This window comes from Rhodanobacter sp. B05, assembly GCF_002001085.1.
Lineage (GTDB): Bacteria > Pseudomonadota > Gammaproteobacteria > Xanthomonadales > Rhodanobacteraceae > Rhodanobacter.
On the sequence record NZ_MUNU01000017.1, the window covers coordinates 352,269 to 370,219 of the forward strand.

At 67.3% G+C, this 17,951-nt stretch carries 18 protein-coding genes; 15 read left to right on the plus strand and 3 right to left on the minus strand.

Going from position 1 to position 17,951, the window contains the following annotated elements; all coding sequences use genetic code 11:
- Positions 1-23: 23 nt before the first annotated feature.
- Together B0E47_RS12990 and B0E47_RS12995 are read right to left on the minus strand one after the other, a co-directional pair.
- Positions 24-968: an aldo/keto reductase gene (locus B0E47_RS12990; protein ID WP_077514670.1), complete on the minus strand. Its 945-nt coding sequence runs from the start codon at positions 966-968 to the stop codon at positions 24-26.
- A 103-nt stretch (positions 969-1,071) separates the two neighbouring features.
- The gene (locus B0E47_RS12995) at positions 1,072-1,281 is read right to left on the minus strand and encodes a hypothetical protein (RefSeq protein WP_077514671.1); all 210 of its coding nucleotides are present in this window, start codon (positions 1,279-1,281) and stop codon (positions 1,072-1,074) included.
- A gap of 120 nt (positions 1,282-1,401) precedes the next feature.
- Here B0E47_RS12995 and B0E47_RS13000 point away from each other — a divergent pair, with 120 nt between their 5' ends.
- From B0E47_RS13000 to B0E47_RS13015, 4 genes are all read left to right on the plus strand, one after another.
- Positions 1,402-2,322 carry a LysR substrate-binding domain-containing protein gene (locus B0E47_RS13000; RefSeq protein WP_077514672.1) on the plus strand — a complete coding sequence of 307 codons (921 nt, stop codon included), beginning with the start codon at positions 1,402-1,404 and terminating at the stop codon, positions 2,320-2,322.
- A 73-nt stretch (positions 2,323-2,395) separates the two neighbouring features.
- Positions 2,396-3,508, plus strand: coding sequence for an S-(hydroxymethyl)glutathione dehydrogenase/class III alcohol dehydrogenase (locus tag B0E47_RS13005; RefSeq protein ID WP_077514673.1), 1,113 nt, complete (start codon positions 2,396-2,398; stop codon positions 3,506-3,508).
- Positions 3,509-3,752: 244 nt separating this feature from the next.
- Positions 3,753-4,610 carry a class I SAM-dependent methyltransferase gene (locus B0E47_RS13010; protein WP_077514793.1) on the plus strand — a complete coding sequence of 286 codons (858 nt, stop codon included), beginning with the start codon at positions 3,753-3,755 and terminating at the stop codon, positions 4,608-4,610.
- A 34-nt stretch (positions 4,611-4,644) separates the two neighbouring features.
- A complete protein-coding gene (locus tag B0E47_RS13015) occupies positions 4,645-5,178 on the plus strand; it encodes a pseudouridine synthase (protein ID WP_077514674.1) in 534 nt (177 codons plus the stop codon).
- An 83-nt stretch (positions 5,179-5,261) separates the two neighbouring features.
- Here the strand turns inward: B0E47_RS13015 and B0E47_RS13020 are convergent, their stop codons facing one another.
- Complete coding sequence (locus tag B0E47_RS13020; protein WP_077514675.1) at positions 5,262-6,059, minus strand: TatD family hydrolase; 798 nt, start codon at positions 6,057-6,059, stop codon at positions 5,262-5,264.
- Positions 6,060-6,502: 443 nt separating this feature from the next.
- Between B0E47_RS13020 and gspE the strand changes: the two genes are divergently transcribed.
- The 11 genes from gspE (at position 6,503) to gspD (ending at position 17,902) form a co-directional block, all read left to right on the plus strand.
- Positions 6,503-8,236 carry a type II secretion system ATPase GspE gene (gspE, locus tag B0E47_RS13025; protein ID WP_077514676.1) on the plus strand — a complete coding sequence of 578 codons (1,734 nt, stop codon included), beginning with the start codon at positions 6,503-6,505 and terminating at the stop codon, positions 8,234-8,236.
- A gap of 141 nt (positions 8,237-8,377) precedes the next feature.
- Positions 8,378-9,595, plus strand: coding sequence for a type II secretion system inner membrane protein GspF (gene gspF / locus B0E47_RS13030; protein WP_077514677.1), 1,218 nt, complete (start codon positions 8,378-8,380; stop codon positions 9,593-9,595).
- Positions 9,596-9,713: 118 nt separating this feature from the next.
- A complete protein-coding gene (gene gspG, locus B0E47_RS13035; RefSeq protein WP_256363542.1) occupies positions 9,714-10,133 on the plus strand; it encodes a type II secretion system major pseudopilin GspG in 420 nt (139 codons plus the stop codon).
- An 83-nt stretch (positions 10,134-10,216) separates the two neighbouring features.
- The gene (locus B0E47_RS13040; RefSeq protein ID WP_077514795.1) at positions 10,217-10,687 is read left to right on the plus strand and encodes a GspH/FimT family protein; all 471 of its coding nucleotides are present in this window, start codon (positions 10,217-10,219) and stop codon (positions 10,685-10,687) included.
- A gap of 92 nt (positions 10,688-10,779) precedes the next feature.
- The gene (locus B0E47_RS13045) at positions 10,780-11,214 is read left to right on the plus strand and encodes a type II secretion system protein (RefSeq protein WP_254422921.1); all 435 of its coding nucleotides are present in this window, start codon (positions 10,780-10,782) and stop codon (positions 11,212-11,214) included.
- Positions 11,211-11,870 (plus strand): prepilin-type N-terminal cleavage/methylation domain-containing protein, encoded by a 660-nt coding sequence (locus tag B0E47_RS13050; protein ID WP_077514679.1) that lies wholly within the window; start codon positions 11,211-11,213, stop codon positions 11,868-11,870. The genes B0E47_RS13045 and B0E47_RS13050 overlap by 4 nt, the downstream gene beginning before the upstream one ends.
- An 8-nt stretch (positions 11,871-11,878) precedes the next feature.
- Positions 11,879-12,742 (plus strand): type II secretion system protein GspK, encoded by an 864-nt coding sequence (locus B0E47_RS13055; RefSeq protein WP_254422922.1) that lies wholly within the window; start codon positions 11,879-11,881, stop codon positions 12,740-12,742.
- Positions 12,739-13,899, plus strand: a complete 1,161-nt coding sequence (locus B0E47_RS13060) for a PilN domain-containing protein (RefSeq protein ID WP_077514681.1) — start codon at positions 12,739-12,741, stop codon at positions 13,897-13,899. Before B0E47_RS13055 ends, B0E47_RS13060 begins: the two co-directional genes overlap by 4 nt.
- Entirely contained in the window at positions 13,896-14,534 is a 639-nt protein-coding gene (gene gspM, locus B0E47_RS13065; RefSeq protein WP_077514682.1) for a type II secretion system protein GspM, read from the plus strand. Before B0E47_RS13060 ends, gspM begins: the two co-directional genes overlap by 4 nt.
- Positions 14,531-15,256, plus strand: a complete 726-nt coding sequence (locus B0E47_RS13070) for a general secretion pathway protein GspN (protein WP_077514683.1) — start codon at positions 14,531-14,533, stop codon at positions 15,254-15,256. The genes gspM and B0E47_RS13070 overlap by 4 nt, the downstream gene beginning before the upstream one ends.
- A 3-nt stretch (positions 15,257-15,259) precedes the next feature.
- A complete protein-coding gene (gspD, locus tag B0E47_RS13075; RefSeq protein WP_077514684.1) occupies positions 15,260-17,902 on the plus strand; it encodes a type II secretion system secretin GspD in 2,643 nt (880 codons plus the stop codon).
- Positions 17,903-17,951: the final 49 nt, after the last annotated feature.

Consider the following 17,951-nt stretch of genomic DNA (forward strand, 5'->3'; position numbering starts at 1 on the left):
CCGTGTGCTGGATCTTGCCGGCGTCAGGCGCTGGCGAGATCCAGTGCGGCGATCTCGTCGACGCTCAGCGCCAGCGCCGTCGCGCCACAGAGTTCCCGCAGTTGCCCGGTGCTGGTGGCGCTGGCGATCGGCGCGCTGATCCCGGGCCGCGCCATCAGCCACGCCAGGGCCACCTGGGCCGGCGTGGCGGAGTGCGCCGCCGCGACATCATCCAGTACGGCGAGCACGCCCAAGCCGTGCGGGTCGAGATATTTCTTCACGCCGCCGCTTCGCGCCGGACTCTTGCCCAGGTCGGCCGTGCTGCGGTACTTGCCGCTGAGGAAACCGCTGGCCAGCGCGTAGTAGCTGATCACGCCGAGGTTCTCGCGCCGCGCCAGCGGCTCCAGTTCGGCTTCGTAATCCTTGCGGCTGACCAGGTTGTATTCGGGTTGCAGGCATTCGTAGCGTGGCAGGCCGTGCTGTTTCGACAGCGCCAGCGCGTCGGCCAGGCGGCCCGCAGCGAAGTTGGAGGCGCCGGTCACGCGGATCTTGCCCGCCTCGATCAGCCGGGCGAATTCACCCAAGGTTTCCGCCATCGGCACGCTGGCGTCGTCCTGGTGCGCAAAATAGAGATCGATGCAGTCGACCTGCAGGCGCTGCAGCGATCCGTCCACCGCCTGTCGGATGTTCATCGGCGACAAGCCGGGATGCTCGGCCCACTTGGCCACCTTGGTCGCGATCAGCACCTGTTCGCGCTTGCCGCTGCGCCGGAGCCACTTGCCGATGATGGTTTCCGATTCGCCGCCACGGTTGCCCGGCGCCCAGGCCGAGTAGACGTCGGCGGTATCGATCAGGTTGCCGCCGGCGTCGACGAAGGCATCGAGCAGGTCGAACGAACGCCTTTCGTCCACGTTCCAGCCGAACACGTTGCCGCCGAAGGCGAGTGGAGCGACGGAAAGCGCGGAGTTGCCGAGCTGACGCATGTGCATGAGGAACACCTGTGGCAATGGAAAGCCAAGAATGCACCCGGAAGCGAAAATTAGTCGTGACGCCAGCCATGTCGTGGCAAGCAGCGTCGCCCGGCGGCGAATCTCAGCGCGGTGCCGCCAGGCGCGGCCAGTGCAGCACACAATCCTTCGGTGGTTTGGCGCCGCCCTTCGCTGCGGGGACGGCGTTGGCGGTGGCGGTTTCGGCGGCTGTTTTCGTGGACGACGCGGGGCCGGCCTGGTCACGCCAGACCAGATCGTCCTTGTGCGCGAGATGGCCATGCAGGAACAGCAGATCTTTCCATAGTGAACTCATGGGAGACTCCTCGGGGAAGCCTGGTGAAGGGCTTTGTGACTTGGATAGAGCTCAAGGTACGCGTGTACCAAGTCGCTAAAAAGCGATATATTCGCAAGTCAGACTTGAGAGGAATTCAAGATGGGCAAGCTGCCCTTGGGTCTTCTGCAACAGTTCGTGCTGGTCGCCCGGCTGGGTAACCTGTCGCGTGCCGCGGCGCAGGCGAATCTGACCGTGAGCGCACTCAGCCACCAGATGCGCCAACTGGAGGAACGGTTGGAGCGACGCCTGTTCCAGCGGGGGCCGCGCGGAGTGACCCTGACCGTCGATGGCTGCAGTCTGCTGGAGGCGGTGGGCGAGCATTTCGACGGCATCGAGCATGCGCTGTCGCGCTACCACCAGCGTCGCCACGACGCGCTCACGCTCAGCGCCAGTCCCGGCATCATGTCGAGTTGGCTGGTGCCGCGACTGCCGCGGCTGGTCGCGGTGCATCCGGATCTGGAGCTCAGCCTGCAGTCGGGTTCGGCGTTGGTGGATTTCGAGCGCGAGCCGGTCGACGTGGGCTTGCGCTACGGCCGCGGCAATTGGCCCGGCCTGCACGGTGAACGCCTGTTCGGCGAATGGATCGCGCCGGTCGCCGCGCCGGCACTGGTGGCGCGGATGGAAGGCCTCGATCCGCACGACCTGTCGCGCTGGCCGCTGCTCGGGGAGCCGAGTCCCTCCACGCGCTGGAACGACTGGTTCGAGCGCACCGGCGGTACGCCACCGAAGCGCTACGTGGCGCAGTTCGACAGCCTCGATGCGCTGCGCCACGCGGCGCTGGAAGGCCTCGGCGTGGCGCTGGGGCGGATGGTGACGTCGAAGTCATTGATCGACGCCGGGCGGCTGCAGGTGCTGGGCGAAAACTACCTGGCGGTGAAGGAGGCGTACTGGCTGGTGTATCCGCCACGCTCGCAGGATCATCGCGGCCTGCAGCTGTTCCGCGAATGGCTGCTGGCCGAGGCGGACGACTATCGCCGGCAGATGTCGGCGTTTCGGCCCGGTGACACGGCGGTCGGCTGATGCGGTTTACCATGGGGGGCGGAGGGCATCAAGTTGCAACCTAATGCCCTCCGTCCCCCCAAGGAGTTGAACCATGAAGTCACGCGCCGCTGTTGCCTGGGAAGCAGGCAAGCCATTGTCGATCGAGCAGGTCGACGTCGCCGGGCCGAAGGCCGGCGAGGTGCTGGTGCGCATCGTCGCCACCGGTGTCTGCCATACCGATGCGTTCACCCTGTCCGGCGCCGATCCGGAAGGGATGTTCCCGGTGATCCTGGGTCATGAAGGCGGCGGCATCGTCGAGGAAGTCGGCGAGGGCGTCACCTCGCTGCAAGTCGGCGACCACGTGATTCCGCTATACACGCCCGAGTGCGGCGAGTGCGAGTACTGCCACTCCGGCAAGACCAACCTGTGCCAGAAGATCCGCGTGACCCAAGGCAAGGGCCTGATGCCCGACGGCACCTCGCGCTTCTCGCTCGACGGCAAGCCGCTGCTGCACTACATGGGCACCAGCACCTTCAGCGAATACACCGTGCTGCCGGAAATCTCGGTCGCGAAGATCAGCAAGGCCGCGCCGCTGGAAAAGGTCTGCCTGCTCGGCTGCGGCATCACCACCGGCATCGGCGCGGTGCTGAACACGGCGAAGGTCGAGCCGGGCGCCAGTGTGGCGGTGTTCGGCCTGGGCGGCATCGGCCTGTCGGTGGTGCAGGGCGCGGTGATGGCGAAGGCCGGGCGCATCGTGGTGGTCGACACCAACCCGACGAAATTCGAGATGGCGAAGCTGCTCGGCGCCACCGATTGCATCAATCCGAGGGACTACCCGGACACGCCGATCCAGCAGGTGATCGTCGAGCTCACCGGTGGCGGCGTGGACTATTCGTTCGAGTGCATCGGCAACGTCCACGTGATGCGCGCGGCGCTGGAGTGCTGCCACAAGGGCTGGGGCGAGTCGATCATCATCGGCGTGGCAGGTGCGGGCCAGGAGATCAGCACGCGGCCGTTCCAGCTGGTCACCGGTCGCGTGTGGCGCGGTTCCGCCTTCGGCGGGGTCAAGGGCCGCTCGCAGCTGCCGGGTTACGTCGAGCGCTACCTGGCCGGCGAGATCCGGATCGACGAGATGATCACCGAGGTGCTGCCGCTGGAGCGCATCAACGAGGCGTTCCAGCTGATGCACGAAGGCAAGGTGATCCGCTCGGTGATCCACTACTGAGTCTGGCGTCCGCGTAGAATGAACACGGGACGCAGGGCATCGGGCCACGGTTCGGTGCCCTGCGTCCCGTCGTGCATTTACCGCGCTTGCACATCTTTTCCGGGATATTGCGCTGGGTCTGGATGGCCTGACGGCCAGGGAGTCAATGATGAACCATGCGATCGCCGCCACCGGTATCGGCAGCCAGCGTCCACGGCGCGTGCTGGTCGTCGCGCTGCTTGCCCTCGGGCTGGCCGTGTCCAACATGGCCATGGCGCAGGCCACGCCGGCTGCATCGGCCGAGCCGGATCAGCCGACCAATGCGCTGGTGCCACCGACCAGCGCCAGCGATTTCACCGCCTCGCAACTGGACGATGTGCTGGCCGGCAACTGGCGCCTGCCAGCCAACAGCGCGCGCGACGTCTACCGTCACCCCAAGGCGACCCTGCAGTTCTTCGGGGTGCGGCCGGATCAGACGATCGTCGAGATCACCCCCGGTGGCGGCTGGTACAGCGAAATCCTGGCGCCGCTGCTCAACGACAACGGCCACTACGTCGCCGCCGTGGCCGCACCGAAGAACGGCGACGAGGCCCGTCGCGACGACAGCACATTGCAGCGCAAGTTTGCCGCCGACCCCGCCCACTACGGCCATGCGCAGATCGTCCAGTTCGATCCACACGCGCCCGTGTTCGGTGCGCCAGGTTCGGTCGACATGGTGCTGACCTTCCGCAACGTGCACAACTGGGTCATGGCCGATACCGCGCCGGCGATGTTCAAGGCGTTCTTTGCCGTGCTGCGGCCCGGCGGCGTGCTTGGCGTGGTCGATCACCGCGCGGCGGACGACACCACGCTGGCGGCGACAAAGGGCAGCGGCTACCTGCCGACCAGCTATGTGATGAAGCTCGCCACGGACGCGGGCTTCGTGCTGGATGGCAGCAGCGAGATCAATGCCAACCCGAAAGACACCAGGGATCATCCCAAGGGCGTCTGGACGCTGCCACCGACCCTGTCCCTGGGCGACAAGGATCGCGCGAAATACCTGGCGATCGGGGAGTCGGATCGGATGACGTTGCGCTTCGTCAAGCCGGCGGCGCCCGCTTCGATGGGGGACGGAGGACATTAAGTAGCTGCTTAATGTCCTCCGTCCCCGTACCGGCATGCTGATCGCGTTGAACAAACCCTGGGGCGTGCTGTGCCAATTCACCGATCCGCAGGGTCGCCCCACGCTCGCTGACTTCGTCGTGCAAAAGGACGTCTATGCGGCTGGACGGCTGGATCGGGACAGCGAGGGCTTGCTGCTGCTGACCGACGACGGTGCGCTGGCGCATCGCCTGACCGATCCGCGCCACAAGCAGGCCAAGACATATCTCGCCCAGGTCGAGGGTTGCATCGGTGAGGCGGCCTTGCAGGCGTTGCGCCGCGGGGTGACGCTGAATGACGGCCCGACCCTGCCAGCCGAAGCCAGCGTCGTCGGCGAACCGGAGTGGTTGTGGCCACGCGACCCGCCGGTGCGCTTCCGCAAGGCGATCCCCACCAGCTGGCTCAGCCTCACCCTGCACGAAGGGCGCAACCGCCAGGTGCGCCGGATGACCGCCGCCGTGGGCTTCCCGACGCTGCGCCTGATCCGGGTACGGATCGGGGAGCATCGGCTGGATGGGCTGGCTCCCGGCGAAACCCGTTCCCTCGCGTAGGAGCCCGCTCGCGGGCGATGCTCTTTTCGCGGGATTAGGGATTCGCAGGGTCAAGATCAAAAGCATCGCCCGCGAGCGGGCTCCTACGTGTGCCGGGGCAGTCTGAAAAATGCTTCGGCGGTGGCGGTGCTGTTGGCTGCCGTGACCTGCGCATGCTCGCCGCGATCGCGCGCGATCTCTTCGCAGATATGCCGCAGGTACATCGGCTCGTTGCGCCGATGCGACGGCGCTGGCCGTACCGTGCGCGGCAGCAGATAGGGGGCGTCGGTCTCGAGCATCAACCGGTTTGCCGGGATTTCGCGCACCAGCTCGCGCAGATGGGCGCCGCGGCGTTCGTCGCAGATCCAGCCGGTGATGCCGATGTGGCAATCCAGTGCCAGATAATCGCGCAGCGCCTCGCCGGTATCGGTGAAGCAGTGCACCACCATCGCCGGCACCTTGTCGCGATAGAGCTTCAACAATTCCAGGAAGTCATGATGTGCGTCGCGTTGATGCAGGAACAGCGGTTTCTGCACATCCACCGCGGTCTGCAACTGCCGTTCGAATACCTGCAACTGCACCTCACGCGGCGAATAGTTGCGGTTGTAGTCGAGTCCGGTTTCGCCGACCGCGCGAACCGCGGGATCCTGCGCCAGCTCGCGCAGCCGCGCATCGGTGGCGTCGTCGTAATCCACCGCGTGGTGCGGATGCACGCCGGCAGTGGCGAACAGCGTGCCGGCGTGCGCCTTGGCCAGCGCCAGCGCATGCTCGCTGCCGTCGCGTGAGGCACCGGTCACGATCATTTTGTCCACGCCATGCGCAAGCGCCCGCGCAAGCACGGCGTCGAAATCGTGCCGGAACGATTCGTGGGTCAGATTGGCGCCGATGTCGAGCAGTTGCATGGGGGAGTCGTTCTTGCGGGAAACTGGCGAATTGTGACAGAGCGGCCGACAGCGACGAACGCTGTTGCCTCGGGCCGCACCTCCGAGCGGGGCAAGCAGGGCAGGCCACGGATGGGTGCCTCGGGATCTTGCCGCCGGCTTTCCGCATCGGGATCAGGCAGCTGCGTGCCGGAAGCCCTGCGGTTCCGTCGGGGCCGCCGAATCCCGCATGGCGCGACCACGATCATGCCGGCGGCAGGGATCGGGCAATTTTCCTAGTCTGCCGGTGTCCAACCCGAAGGGCGAAGCATTCATAATGAGCGTTCGTCGCGGGCCGGTTCCGTGAACGGGGCCCATGTGATGTTGCTGGCGGTGTTCGCTTGTCGCCGACCGGATGTGATAACTATGGGACTTGTCGTTTTGCCGCGTGGCATCGACGACGTACGCAGCGAGCGGGGTGGAGGATGTCGGCAGCCATTGAGCCGGCGGTCAGCGGGTCAGGCCTGGCGGGAGACGACCGTGAAGCGGAAGTCTGCGCGTGGTTGGTCGCGCGTGGTCGCCTGAAGGACAGTGACCTGAGCCGTGCGCGGCGCCTGCACGAAGAGTCGACCGAGGGCACGCTGACCACGCTGATGGCGCGGCTGGGGCTGGTGTCCGAGCGCGACCTGGCCGAAGCCTGGGCGGAATTGCTGCAGGTGCCGCTGCTGGCTGCGCGCGACGCGCCGGAGCTGCCGCCGGCCGATCTTGAACTTTCGCTGCGCTTCCTCAAGCAACAGCACGTGGTGCCGGTGCGCGACGAGAAGGACGGGCTGGCGCTGCTGGTGGCCGATCCGGCCGATCCGTATCCGCGGCAGGCGGTCGAGCTGGCCGCGGGCCGACCAGTCGCCCTGCGCGTCGGCCTGCGCTCGGAAATCGATGGCCTGATCGAGCGCTACTACGGCAGCGGCCGTTCGGCGATGGGCACCATCGTGGAGAACCTGGACGGCAGCGCCGCCGAGGAAGACGACGTCGAGCACCTGCGCGACCTCGCCTCCGAGGCGCCGGTGATCCGCCTGGTCAACCTGATCCTGCAACGCGCCGTGGAACAGCGTGCCTCGGATGTGCATATCGAGCCGTTCGAGAACCACCTGAAGGTGCGTTACCGCATCGATGGCGTGCTGCACGAGGTCGAAGCACCGCCGTCGTCGTCGACCGCCGCGGTGATCTCGCGCGTGAAGATCATGGCGCGCCTCAACATCGCCGAGCGCCGCCTGCCGCAGGACGGTCGCATCCAGCTGCGCGTGCAGGGCAAGGAACTCGACTTGCGTGTGTCCACCGTGCCGACCAGCTTCGGCGAATCGGTGGTGATGCGTATCCTCGACCGCGAGTCGATCGTGTTCGACTTTGCCTCGCTCGGCTTCACCGACAGCTTCCAGTCGCGCTTCGTGGAGGTGCTGAACCGGCCGCACGGCATCCTGCTGGTCACCGGCCCCACCGGCTCGGGCAAGACCACCACGTTGTATACCGCGCTGTCGCAGATCAACACGCCGGACGTGAAGATCATCACCGTCGAGGATCCGGTCGAGTACCAGATCGAAGGCATCAACCAGATCCAGGTGAAGCCGCAGATCGGGCTGGATTTTGCCGGCGCGCTGCGCTCGATCGTGCGCCAGGATCCGGACGTGATCATGATCGGCGAAATGCGCGATCTGGAGACCTGCCGCATCGCGATCCAGTCCGCGCTCACCGGCCATCTGGTGTTGTCCACCCTGCATACCAATTCCGCTGCCGGCGGCATCACCCGCCTGCTCGACATGGGCGTGGAGGATTACCTGCTCGGCTCCACCGTCAACGGCATCCTGGCGCAGCGGCTGGTGCGCCGGCTCGATCCCGAAACCGCGATCCGCTATGAGGCGCTGCCCGAGGTGGTCGCGCAGTTCGAGCTGGAAAAATACACCGACGAACGCCCGATCAGGCTGTGGAAGCCGGGCAGCAGTGCCGCCAATCCCAGCGGCTATCGCGGTCGCCGCGCGATCATGGAATTCCTCACCATGAGCGAGGCGCTGCGCCGGCTGCTGATGCAGCACGCCAACGAAAGCGACATCGAGAAGCAGGCCCGCAGCGAAGGCATGCGCACCATGTACGAGGACGGCATCGCCAAGGCCGTCGCCGGCATCACCACGCTGGAGGAGGTGTTGCGTGTCACGCAGGAAGGCTGAGAATCGGGAATCGGGAATGGAGAATCGGAAAGGCGGTTCTTCGCCAACCCGTAGGGCAGTGCGCGTCCATTTCCCATTCCCGACGACTGCCAGAAAGTCCCCTTGCGGGATTCTCCATTCCCGGCTCGCGGAGCGAGCCCCGTGAGCCAGTTCAGCTACAAGGCCGTCAGCGACACCGGCGAGACGCTGCAGGGCCAGATGGAAGCGGCCAGCGTCGAGGAAGTGATCGGTCGACTGCAGGATCAGGGCCACACCCCGCTGGAAGCGCGGCCGGCGGATGGTGCGGCGAGCGGCAGCGGCCTGGCTGCACTGTTCAAGCGTGGTCCGTTCACTGGCGACCAGCTGGCCCAGTTCACTCACCAGCTGGCGACCCTGCTCGGCGCCGGCCAGCCGCTGGACCGCGCGCTGACCATCCTGCTGGAACTGCCTGACGGGGAACCGGCGAAGAAGCTGATCGAGCGCGTGCGCGATCGCGTGCGCGGCGGCACTACGCTTTCCTCAGCGCTGGACGAGGAGCATGGCGTGTTTCCCAAGCTCTACGTGAGCCTGGTGCGTGCCGGCGAGGCCGGCGGCTCGCTGGAAGGCACCCTGCGCCGGCTGGCCGACTACCTCGAGCGCTCGCAGGCCCTGCGCGGCAGCATCGTCAACGCGCTGATCTATCCGGCGTTCCTGATGGTGGGTGTGTTCGGTTCGCTGATCTTGTTGCTCGCCTATGTCGTGCCGCAATTCGTGCCGATCTTCCAGGACATGCAGGTGCCGATCCCGTGGATCACCCAGGCCGTGCTGGCGCTGGGCAATGTCCTGCAGGCCTGGTGGTGGCTGATCGCCGTGCTGGCGATCGGCGGCATCCTGGGCTGGCGTGCACGCCTGCGTGATCCGCAGGCGCGGCTGGCCTGGCACACCCGCCTGCTCGGGCTGCGCGTGGTCGGCCCGTTGGTGCTGAAGGTGGAGACCGCGCGCATCGCGCGCACGCTTGGCACCTTGCTCAAGAACGGCGTGCCGTTGCTGAGCTCGCTGACCATCGCGCGCCAGGTCACCGGCAACCTTGCGCTGGATGCGGCGCTGGCCTCGGCACACGAACAGGTCAAGGGCGGCGCCGGGCTCGGCTTCGCCCTGGGCCAGGCCAGACTGTTCCCGCGCCTCGCGCTGCAGATGGTGCAGGTCGGCGAGGAAGCCGGCCAGCTCGACGGCATGCTGCTGAAGGTGGCCGATACGTTCGAACTCGAGTCGCGCCGCACGATCGATCGTCTGCTGGCGGCGCTGGTGCCGACGCTGACCATCGTGATGACCGTGCTGGTGGGCGTCATCATGGCGGCGATCCTGCTGCCGCTGCTTACCCTGACCAGCAGTATTCAATGAGTTGACTGGAGAGATTGTGATGAAGATGTTGATGGGATTCGGGATTCGGGATTCGGGATTTGAAAGAGCGCGAGCGGATGGTCGGCGCGTGCGCGCCTTTCCGAATCCCGAATCCCGAATTCCGAATCCCGGGCGCGCGCAGCGCGCCAGCGGCTTCACCCTGCTGGAAATGCTCGCGGTGATTGCCTTGATCGGCATCATTGCGGTGGCGGTAATCACCAAGGTCATCCCCAGCTTCGACAAGGGCAAGTACAAAACCGGCAAGATCCAGCTGAACACGCTGTCGCAGGACATCGACAACTACGTGCTGGACAACGGCTCGCCACCGCAGCAGCTGCAGGACCTCGTGACGAAGCCGGTCAGTGCGCCGAACTGGCAGGGTCCGTACGCCAAGGAATCGCAATTGAAGGATCCCTACGGGCATGACTTCGGCTACCAGTACCCCGGCCAGCACGGCAAGTACGACCTGATCTTCTACGGCGAAGACGGCAAGCCGGGTGGCGACGGACTCAATGCGGATGCGGGCAATTGGCAGTGAGAACGGGATTCGGGATTCGGGATTCGGGATTCGCGAAAGCGACCAGCCGGCGTCTGCGCGCCTTCCCGAATCCCGAATCCCGAATCCCCAATCCCCGGCGCGCGAAGCGCGCCAACGGCTTCACCTTGCTGGAGCTGCTGGTCGTCATCGTGCTGATCGGGCTGGCGGCGGTGGCCGTGTCCATATCGGTGACCCAGGGTCTGGCCAGTGCGCGGGTGCGCGCGGCCAGCAGCGAACTGGCCGGTGCGCTGCGGGCGACCCGCGCGCAGGCCATCGTGCGCGGGCAGGAACAGGTCTTCGACGTGGACACGCGGGCGAACAGCTACGACGGCGCGAAGCACCGCAACGTGGCGCTGCCCAGGGGCCTGCAGGCCAGCATCACCAGCGCGAAGGAGGATCGACCCAACGACCACACCGGGCGCATCCGCTTCTTCCCCGATGGCAGCTCCACCGGCGGCCGCATCACCCTCAAGGCCGGCCGGCGCGAGTGGCATGTCAACGTGTCCTGGCTCACCGGCGACGTGCGCGTCGTCGATACGGTGGCGTCGAGATGAAGGCGGGGAATGGGAAGTGGGAAACGGGAAATGGCAAGGGCTTGCCAGCGCCATGCTTTTCCGATTCCCGACGACTGCCAGGAAGTCCCCTTGTGGGATTCCCGATTTTCCATTCCCGGCATCAAGGCGGCTTCACCCTGCTGGAGGTGATCGCCGCCATCATGCTGCTGGCGATCGCATTCGCCGCCCTGATGCAGGTCGCCGGCGGCTCGATCCGGCTCAGCCAGAATGCGAGTGAGCACAGCGAGGCGGCGTTGTGGGCACGCAGCCTGCTTGATACGGCGTTCACCACCGAGCCGGTCAAGGCGGGCACGACATCGGGGCGCTTCGACCAGCGCTACAGCTGGCAGCTGCAAGTGACTCCCTGGCGTCCTGCCGATGCCGCGCCGAATACGCCACTGCAGTTATACCAGCTGGACCTCGAGGTGATGTGGGGAGCGTCAGTCCACCCGCATTCGGCGCACTTCCGCACCTTGCGGCTGGCTTCGGCAACTCCTGGCGTCGGCAACGCGCAGGTATCGCGATGAAGCGCGCCGCGGGCTTCACCTTGCTGGAGGTCCTCGCCACGCTGGTGCTGCTCGCCCTGCTGCTGGTGGGCGTGTATTCGGGCATCGCCAGCGCCAGTCACAGCGTACGCTCCGGCACGGCCGTGATCGGGCGCATCGACCAGATGCGTTCGGCACAGCAGTTTCTGCGCCGCGAGCTGGCGCAGAGCGTGACCGCGCCGATCGGCCGCACCGACCGTGGCGAGCCGATCTATTTCGAGGGCAGCGCGCACGAGATGCGTTATGTCGCACCACTGCCCGGCTATCTGGGCATGCTCGGACCGCAACTTCAGCAGTTGCAACTGGTCGACGATGGTCACGGTGGCCAGCGCCTGGAGCTGCGCCTGGCGCTGTTGCCGCCGGACGGCCAATCGCCGCAACCGCTTGGCGAGCCGCAGGTGCTGTTCGATCACATCAAGGACGGCAGCTTCAGCTATCGGGGTATCGATGGGCAGGGCGCGCCGGTGCCGTGGTCGCCGGCCTGGGCCGACGGCCGGATGCTGCCCCTGCTGGTGCGCATCGAATTGCAGTCGCAGGGGCGCGACAGCTGGCCGCGGCTCGACGTGCCGTTGCGGGTCAATCCAGTCCAGTCCGGCGGACTGTTGCGGATGGGTCTGCCCGGGCGCGCGCAGTTATGAGGCGGTGCGTGCCGCCAGCGCGTGCCGGCCAGCGCGGGGTTGCCCTGCTGCTGGTGCTGTGGGCGTGCACCTTGCTGGCGATCCTGCTGGGCGGCTATGCCGCGATGGCGCGTACCGAGGGCTTGCAGGCGCGTTTCCAGTTCGCCCAGACCCAGGCGCATTACGCCGCCGAGGCGGGCCTGATGCGCGCGATCTACGGCCTGCAGGATCCACGCCTGAAGCAGCGCTGGATCGGCGACGGCCGCGGCTACACCTTCAAGTACGACCAGGCCACCGTGGTGGTGCACGCGACCGACGAGGGCGGCAAGGTCGATCTCAACACCGACACGCCCGACGTTCTGCGAGCGCTGTTCCGGGCCGCCGGGCTGCCCGCGGACCAGGCCAGTCAACTCGCCGACCGCGTGATCGACTGGCGCAACGCCCCGATCATCGCCGATGCGGCGGACAGCCAGCGGGCGGCGTATGCCGCCGCCGGCCGCCATTACGGCCCGCGCCACGGTCCGTTCGCCACGATCGAGGAGGCGCAGATGGTGCTGGGCATGACGCCGGCGCTGTACCGGCGCATCGCGCCGGTGCTGACGATCTGGGCGGGCAACACCAGCCCGGACCCGAACACCGCGCCGCCGCTTGCGCTGCAGGCGATTCCCGGGATGACGGCGCAGCAACTGGCGACGATCCGCGCCACGCGCCTGAAAAACGCGAATGATCCGAGTCTGGCTCTCAACAACGGAACAACGCATAGTATCCAGTCCGAGGCCACCCTGGCTGACGGGACGCGCGCCGTGCTGAACGCGACGGTTCGCATGCAGCCGGGCCTGGCTGGGGTGAAGCCTTACGCCGTATTGCGCTGGCAGGAGGGGAAGCAGGAATGAGTACGGCGATGCAGTCGCTGCGGCCGTGGTGGGATCGTGTACGCCGCGGTTGGCGCGGTTCGCCGATGCCGGCGTTCCTCGCCTGGTGGGGTGGCGAGTTGCGTGCGCTGCTGCCGCCGCCCTGGCGTGACTGGTTCGGTGTTGGCGCGGACTGGTACCTGCTGCAGGCGGCGGGCGAACGCTGGATACTGCGTCGCCGTGGTCGCGCCGAACCCCTGGCGGCCTGGGACGAGGCTGCCGCGGACGCGCCGGCGCCGGCCTTCCACGCGGCGCTGAAGCACGTCGACCCCGCGGATCTGCGCGTGGCGCTGTTGCTGCCGGCGGCCATCGTGCTGCGGCGTACGCTGCTGCTGCCGCTGGCGGCACGCGACAACCTGCACCAGGTGGTCGGGTTCGAGATGGATCGGCAGACCCCGTTCGGCGTGGCGCAGGTTTATTACGCCGTGCGCGAGATCGGCGTGACGGCGGCGGCCGGGCGTTGCCAGGTCGAACTGGTGGCGGCCACCCGCGCCGCGCTCGATCCACTGCTGGCTCGCGTGCGCGCGCAAGGCATCTCGATCGATGCGGTCGATGTGGCGCAGGCCGATGATCGTCTCGGCGTGAACCTGTTGCCGCCGGAACAGATGCCGCACCGGGCGCACCCGCGGCGGCGCCTCAACCTGATCGTGGCCGCCGTGGCGGTGCTGTTGCTGGTGCTGGTCTGCGGCGAGTGGCTGCACAACCGCGAGGTGGCCCTCACCGGCATGCAGGCCGAGGTGGCCGGCATGCGCGGCGATGCCCAGCAGGTAGCCGCGCTGCGCCAGCAACTGCAGGACAACGCCGGTGCCGCCGGTTTCCTGGCGAAGCGCAAGAAAGATACCGTCAGCATGCTGAGCATCCTTGAGGACACCACCGCACGCTTGCCGGACGGCACCTGGCTGGAGCGCTTCAGCGTCGACAACACCGGCCAGATCGGCATGCAGGGGCAGAGCCAGCAGGCGGCGAAGCTGCTCGATGCGCTGAAGGATTCGCGGCTGATCACCGATGCCGGCTTCCAGGGCAGCATCCAGCCTGATCAGGCCACCGGCAAGGAGCGCTTCTATCTGACCGCCAGGGTGAAGCAGCCGGCCACCGGCAGGCCCGCGCCGGCCACCGCCGACACGGCGGGTGCGCCATGAAGATGAGCGCACTGAAGCCGCGCGAGAGCCGCATCGCCGCGATCCTGTTGCTGTTGCTGGCCTTGTTGCTGGCCTATTTCGTGCTGCTGCACTGGTGGTTCGTGGCGCCGCTGGAGCAGATTCGCGGCGAAATGTCCCAGTTGCGCGACACCCACAGCCGCTACGCCGCGGCGATCGCGGAGAAGCCGGCACTGCAGCAGCGTCTGGCGGCGCTGGGTGCCGGCCAGGCCGCCAGCGATGCCTTCCTCGCCGCCGACGATCCGAACAATGCGGCGGCCGACCTGATGCAGCAGGTGGTCGACGTGGTCGGCCGCAGCCCCCAGGGCGGACGTTGCGTGGTGAGCCAGAAGATGCCGCTGCCGGCGCCGCAGACACCACCCGGCGAGCCCTATCGCAAGGCCGCGGTAAGCATCAGCCTGAGCTGCGACATCGAGCCGCTGGCGGCCGTGCTGCAGGCGCTGGAGCAGGGCACGCCCTACCTGTTCGTCGACGATCTCAGCATTTACCGCAACCCGGTAGCGGTGCAGCGCGAGCAGGGTGCGCCGCTGGAAGTGCAGTTCACCCTGTCCGGCTATGTGCGCCCGTCCGCCACCCAGTCGGCGAACCCGCCGACCGACGCGGGGGAGTCGCCATGAACGCCTCCCACCAACGTCGGTTGACTCCGCTGCTCGGTGGCATCGCCGTGGTGCTCGGCGTGCTGTTGTTGCTGCTGCTGGGCGGGGTGGGACGTGGCGTGCACTGGAAGGCTGCACGTGCACTGCCGCCGTTGCCGGCGGCGGGGAACAGCGCCGACCTGCCGCGGCCCATACCACTGCAGGAGTTCAGCCTGGTGTGGCAGAAGCCGCTGTTCAATCCGGATCGCAAGCCGATGGCGCACGCCGCCGCGGGCGGCAGCAACCTGGGCGATCTGGAACTGACCGGCATCATCATCACCCCCGACCTGCGCATGGCCCTGCTGCACGACAAGAAAGGCGACAAGGAGATCCGCCTGCACCAGGGGGCCAGCCTGCCCGACGGCAGCGTGACCCTGGTCGAGGTGCACCAGCGTTCGGCGCTGTTCGATTCAGCGGCCGGCCGCACCGAGCTGAAGTTGCCGGCCGGGGCGCCGATCGACCAGCCCAAGGGCGGGCCCGGCGATCCGCGCGACCGGCAGCCGCCGGCACCTGGTGCCGCGATGATGCAGGTGCAGCCCGAAGGCGCGGGGCGAACAAAGTTCGATGCCGGCCCCGGGCGCGCCCGGGGGGTGACGCCGGCCGAGTTGGACCATCCACCTGAATCGGCCCTCGAACGGCTGCGCCGAAGTATCCAGCAACGTCGTGCAGAACGCGCTGCCGCGTCCCACGAAGGAGAGCATTGATCCATGGTCCGCCTATCCAACTCGCGCGTCCTGCGCACCATCATCCTGGCCGGCTTCGTCTGGCTCGCCGGCTGCGCCAGCCTGCCGCAGCCGCACGACGACGGCGCCCTGCAGCGCGAGGCCATGGCCGGTACGCACAACCCGGTGCCGGCACCGCTGCCGTTGAACCGGGATCTGGACAACAGCAGCACGCCGGTGCCGCCCAAGGCCAGCATCAGCGAGGGCAGCGGCCGCTTCGTGCGACCCATCGCCCTGGCCACGCCGCACAAGACCGCCAGCGGCAGCAATGCGGTGACCTTCAACTTCGAGAACCAGCCGGTGCAGGCGGTGGTCAAGGCCATCCTGGGCGATCTGCTGAAGGAGAACTACACCATCGTGCCGGGCGTGGAGGGCAACATCTCCTTCTCCACCTCCCAGCCGGTGGAACAGGATCAGGCGCTGCCGATCCTGGAGACCCTGCTCAGCTGGACCCACAACGCCCTGGTCAGGCGCGCGGGCGGTTACGTGGTGCTGCCGGAAAAGGATGCCGTCTCCGGCAACCTCGTGCCCAGCCTCGGCGCCGCCGCACCCGCGGGCGGGCTGCAGGCGCGGTTGTTCCCGCTGCGCTACATCTCGGCCACCGAGATGCAGAAGTTGATCAAGCCGTTCGTGCGCAAGGACGCGGTGCTGCTGGTCGACCCGTCGCGCAACCTGCTGGTGCTTGCCGGTACGCCGCAGGAGCTGGTCGATGATGAGCGCATGGTGCGCACCTTTGACGTGGACTGGCTGCGCGGCACCTCGGTGGGCGTGTTCAACCTGCAGTACGCCAAGGTCGGCGAGTTGATGCCCAAGCTGGACGCCTTGTTCGGCGAACACGGCAGCACCCCGCTGGCGGGCATGCTGCGCTTCATCCCGATCGAGCGGACCAATGCGCTGGTGGTGATCAGCACCCAGCCCGATTACCTGAGCGAAGTGGGCGACTGGATCGGCAAGATCGACGCCGGCGGCGGCAACCAGCCGCAGCTGTTCGTGTACGACGTGCGCAACCTGAAAGCCTCCGACCTGGCCAGGTACCTGGCGCAGATCTATACCAATGGCGCCGGCAGTGGCGGCGACAACGGCGGCCAGGTCGGGCCGGGCCTCGGCAGCGCCACGCTGGGCAGTGCCGACAATGCCAATGCCACCAGCATGGGCAGCACCGCAGGGGGTTTCGGCAATACCGGCACCGGCCTCGGTTCGTCCGGTGCCGGCGGTCTGAACGGCAGTTCGGGCAGTGGGTTCGGCAGCGGCGGTCTGAGCCGCGACGGCAGCAGCACCGGCACCGGCATGGGCGGGACCGCATCGGGCGGCACCTCGTCGGCATTTGGCAGCAGCGGCCAGGGCAGTAGCGCCGGCGACCAGCAATATGCGTCCAGCGACGGCAGCGTGCGGATCAGCTCGGTCGACAGCAACAATCAATTGCTGATCCGGGCCCGGCCGTCGCAATGGGAAGAGATCAAGAGCGCCATCAACAAGCTCGACAGCGTGCCGCTGCAGGTGCAGATCGAAACGCGCATCCTCGAGGTCAAGCTCACCGGGCAGTTCCAGTTCGGCGTGCAGTGGTATCTGCAGGGCCTGTCCGGGAGCACCAGCAGCACCGACAGCAGCGGCAATCCGGTGATCACGCCGGGGCATCCGACCAACCCGCGCCAGATCGCCCTGGGCCAGGGCGGCAACGCCTACGGTGGCGAGCCGTTCTTCTACTCCTTCCTCAACAACAATCTGCAGGTGGCGGTGCGGGCGATGGAGACCAGCGGCAACACCAAGACGCTGTCGGCCCCGTCGATGGTGGTGATGAACAACCAGCCGGCAACCATCCAGGTCGGCGACCGCATCCCGATCAATCAGACCAGCGTGAACACCGGACTGGGTTCGACCACCAGCTACAACGAGGTGCAATACCTGGATACCGGCGTGATCCTGAAAGTGCAGCCGCGGATCAATCCAGGTGGCCTGGTGTACATGAATGTCAGCCAGCAGGTGAGCCAGCGCGACGCATCGCAGCCGATCGTCAACGGCAACCCGTCCATCTCGCAGCGCCAGCTCAGCACGCAGGTGGCGGTGCAGAGCGGGCAGACCGTGCTGCTCGGCGGTCTGATCCAGCAGGACGAAGGCAACACCGACACGGGCATACCCGGCCTCAACCGGATTCCCTTCATCGGCCGCCTGTTCGGCAGCACCAACCGCAACCGCGACCGCACCGAGCTGATCGTGCTGATCACGCCGCGCATCATCCGCGGCAGCGAGGACGCGCGGCAGATCACCGACGACTACCAGGCCAAGTTCGAGTCATTGGCGCCGCTGCGTCGCGGCAACGAATCGGCAGCGTCGCCCGCGACTGCCGCCGCGACCACCTTCCCGGTGGCGGAGACCGCGCCGGCGCCGATGACGACTGTCAGCTGGCCACAGCAACTGCAGCAACACGCCGAGTCCGCGCTGCAGCATGGCGACTATGCCACCGCGCAGGATCTGGCGATGCAGTCGTGGGAGCAGGGCACGCGGCACGGCGAGCTGTGCGAGCGCAACTGGCAGGTGGTGCTGGATGCGCGCAAGCACAGCGGCAAGCTGGGCAGCGTCGAGGCGGCGCGCAGCCAGCAGGCGGCGTGTCTGAAGCCCGTGACCCAGTAGGAATTTCGACGACGACGGGCCCGTGCGGGCCCGTCGTTTCGACGGCAGC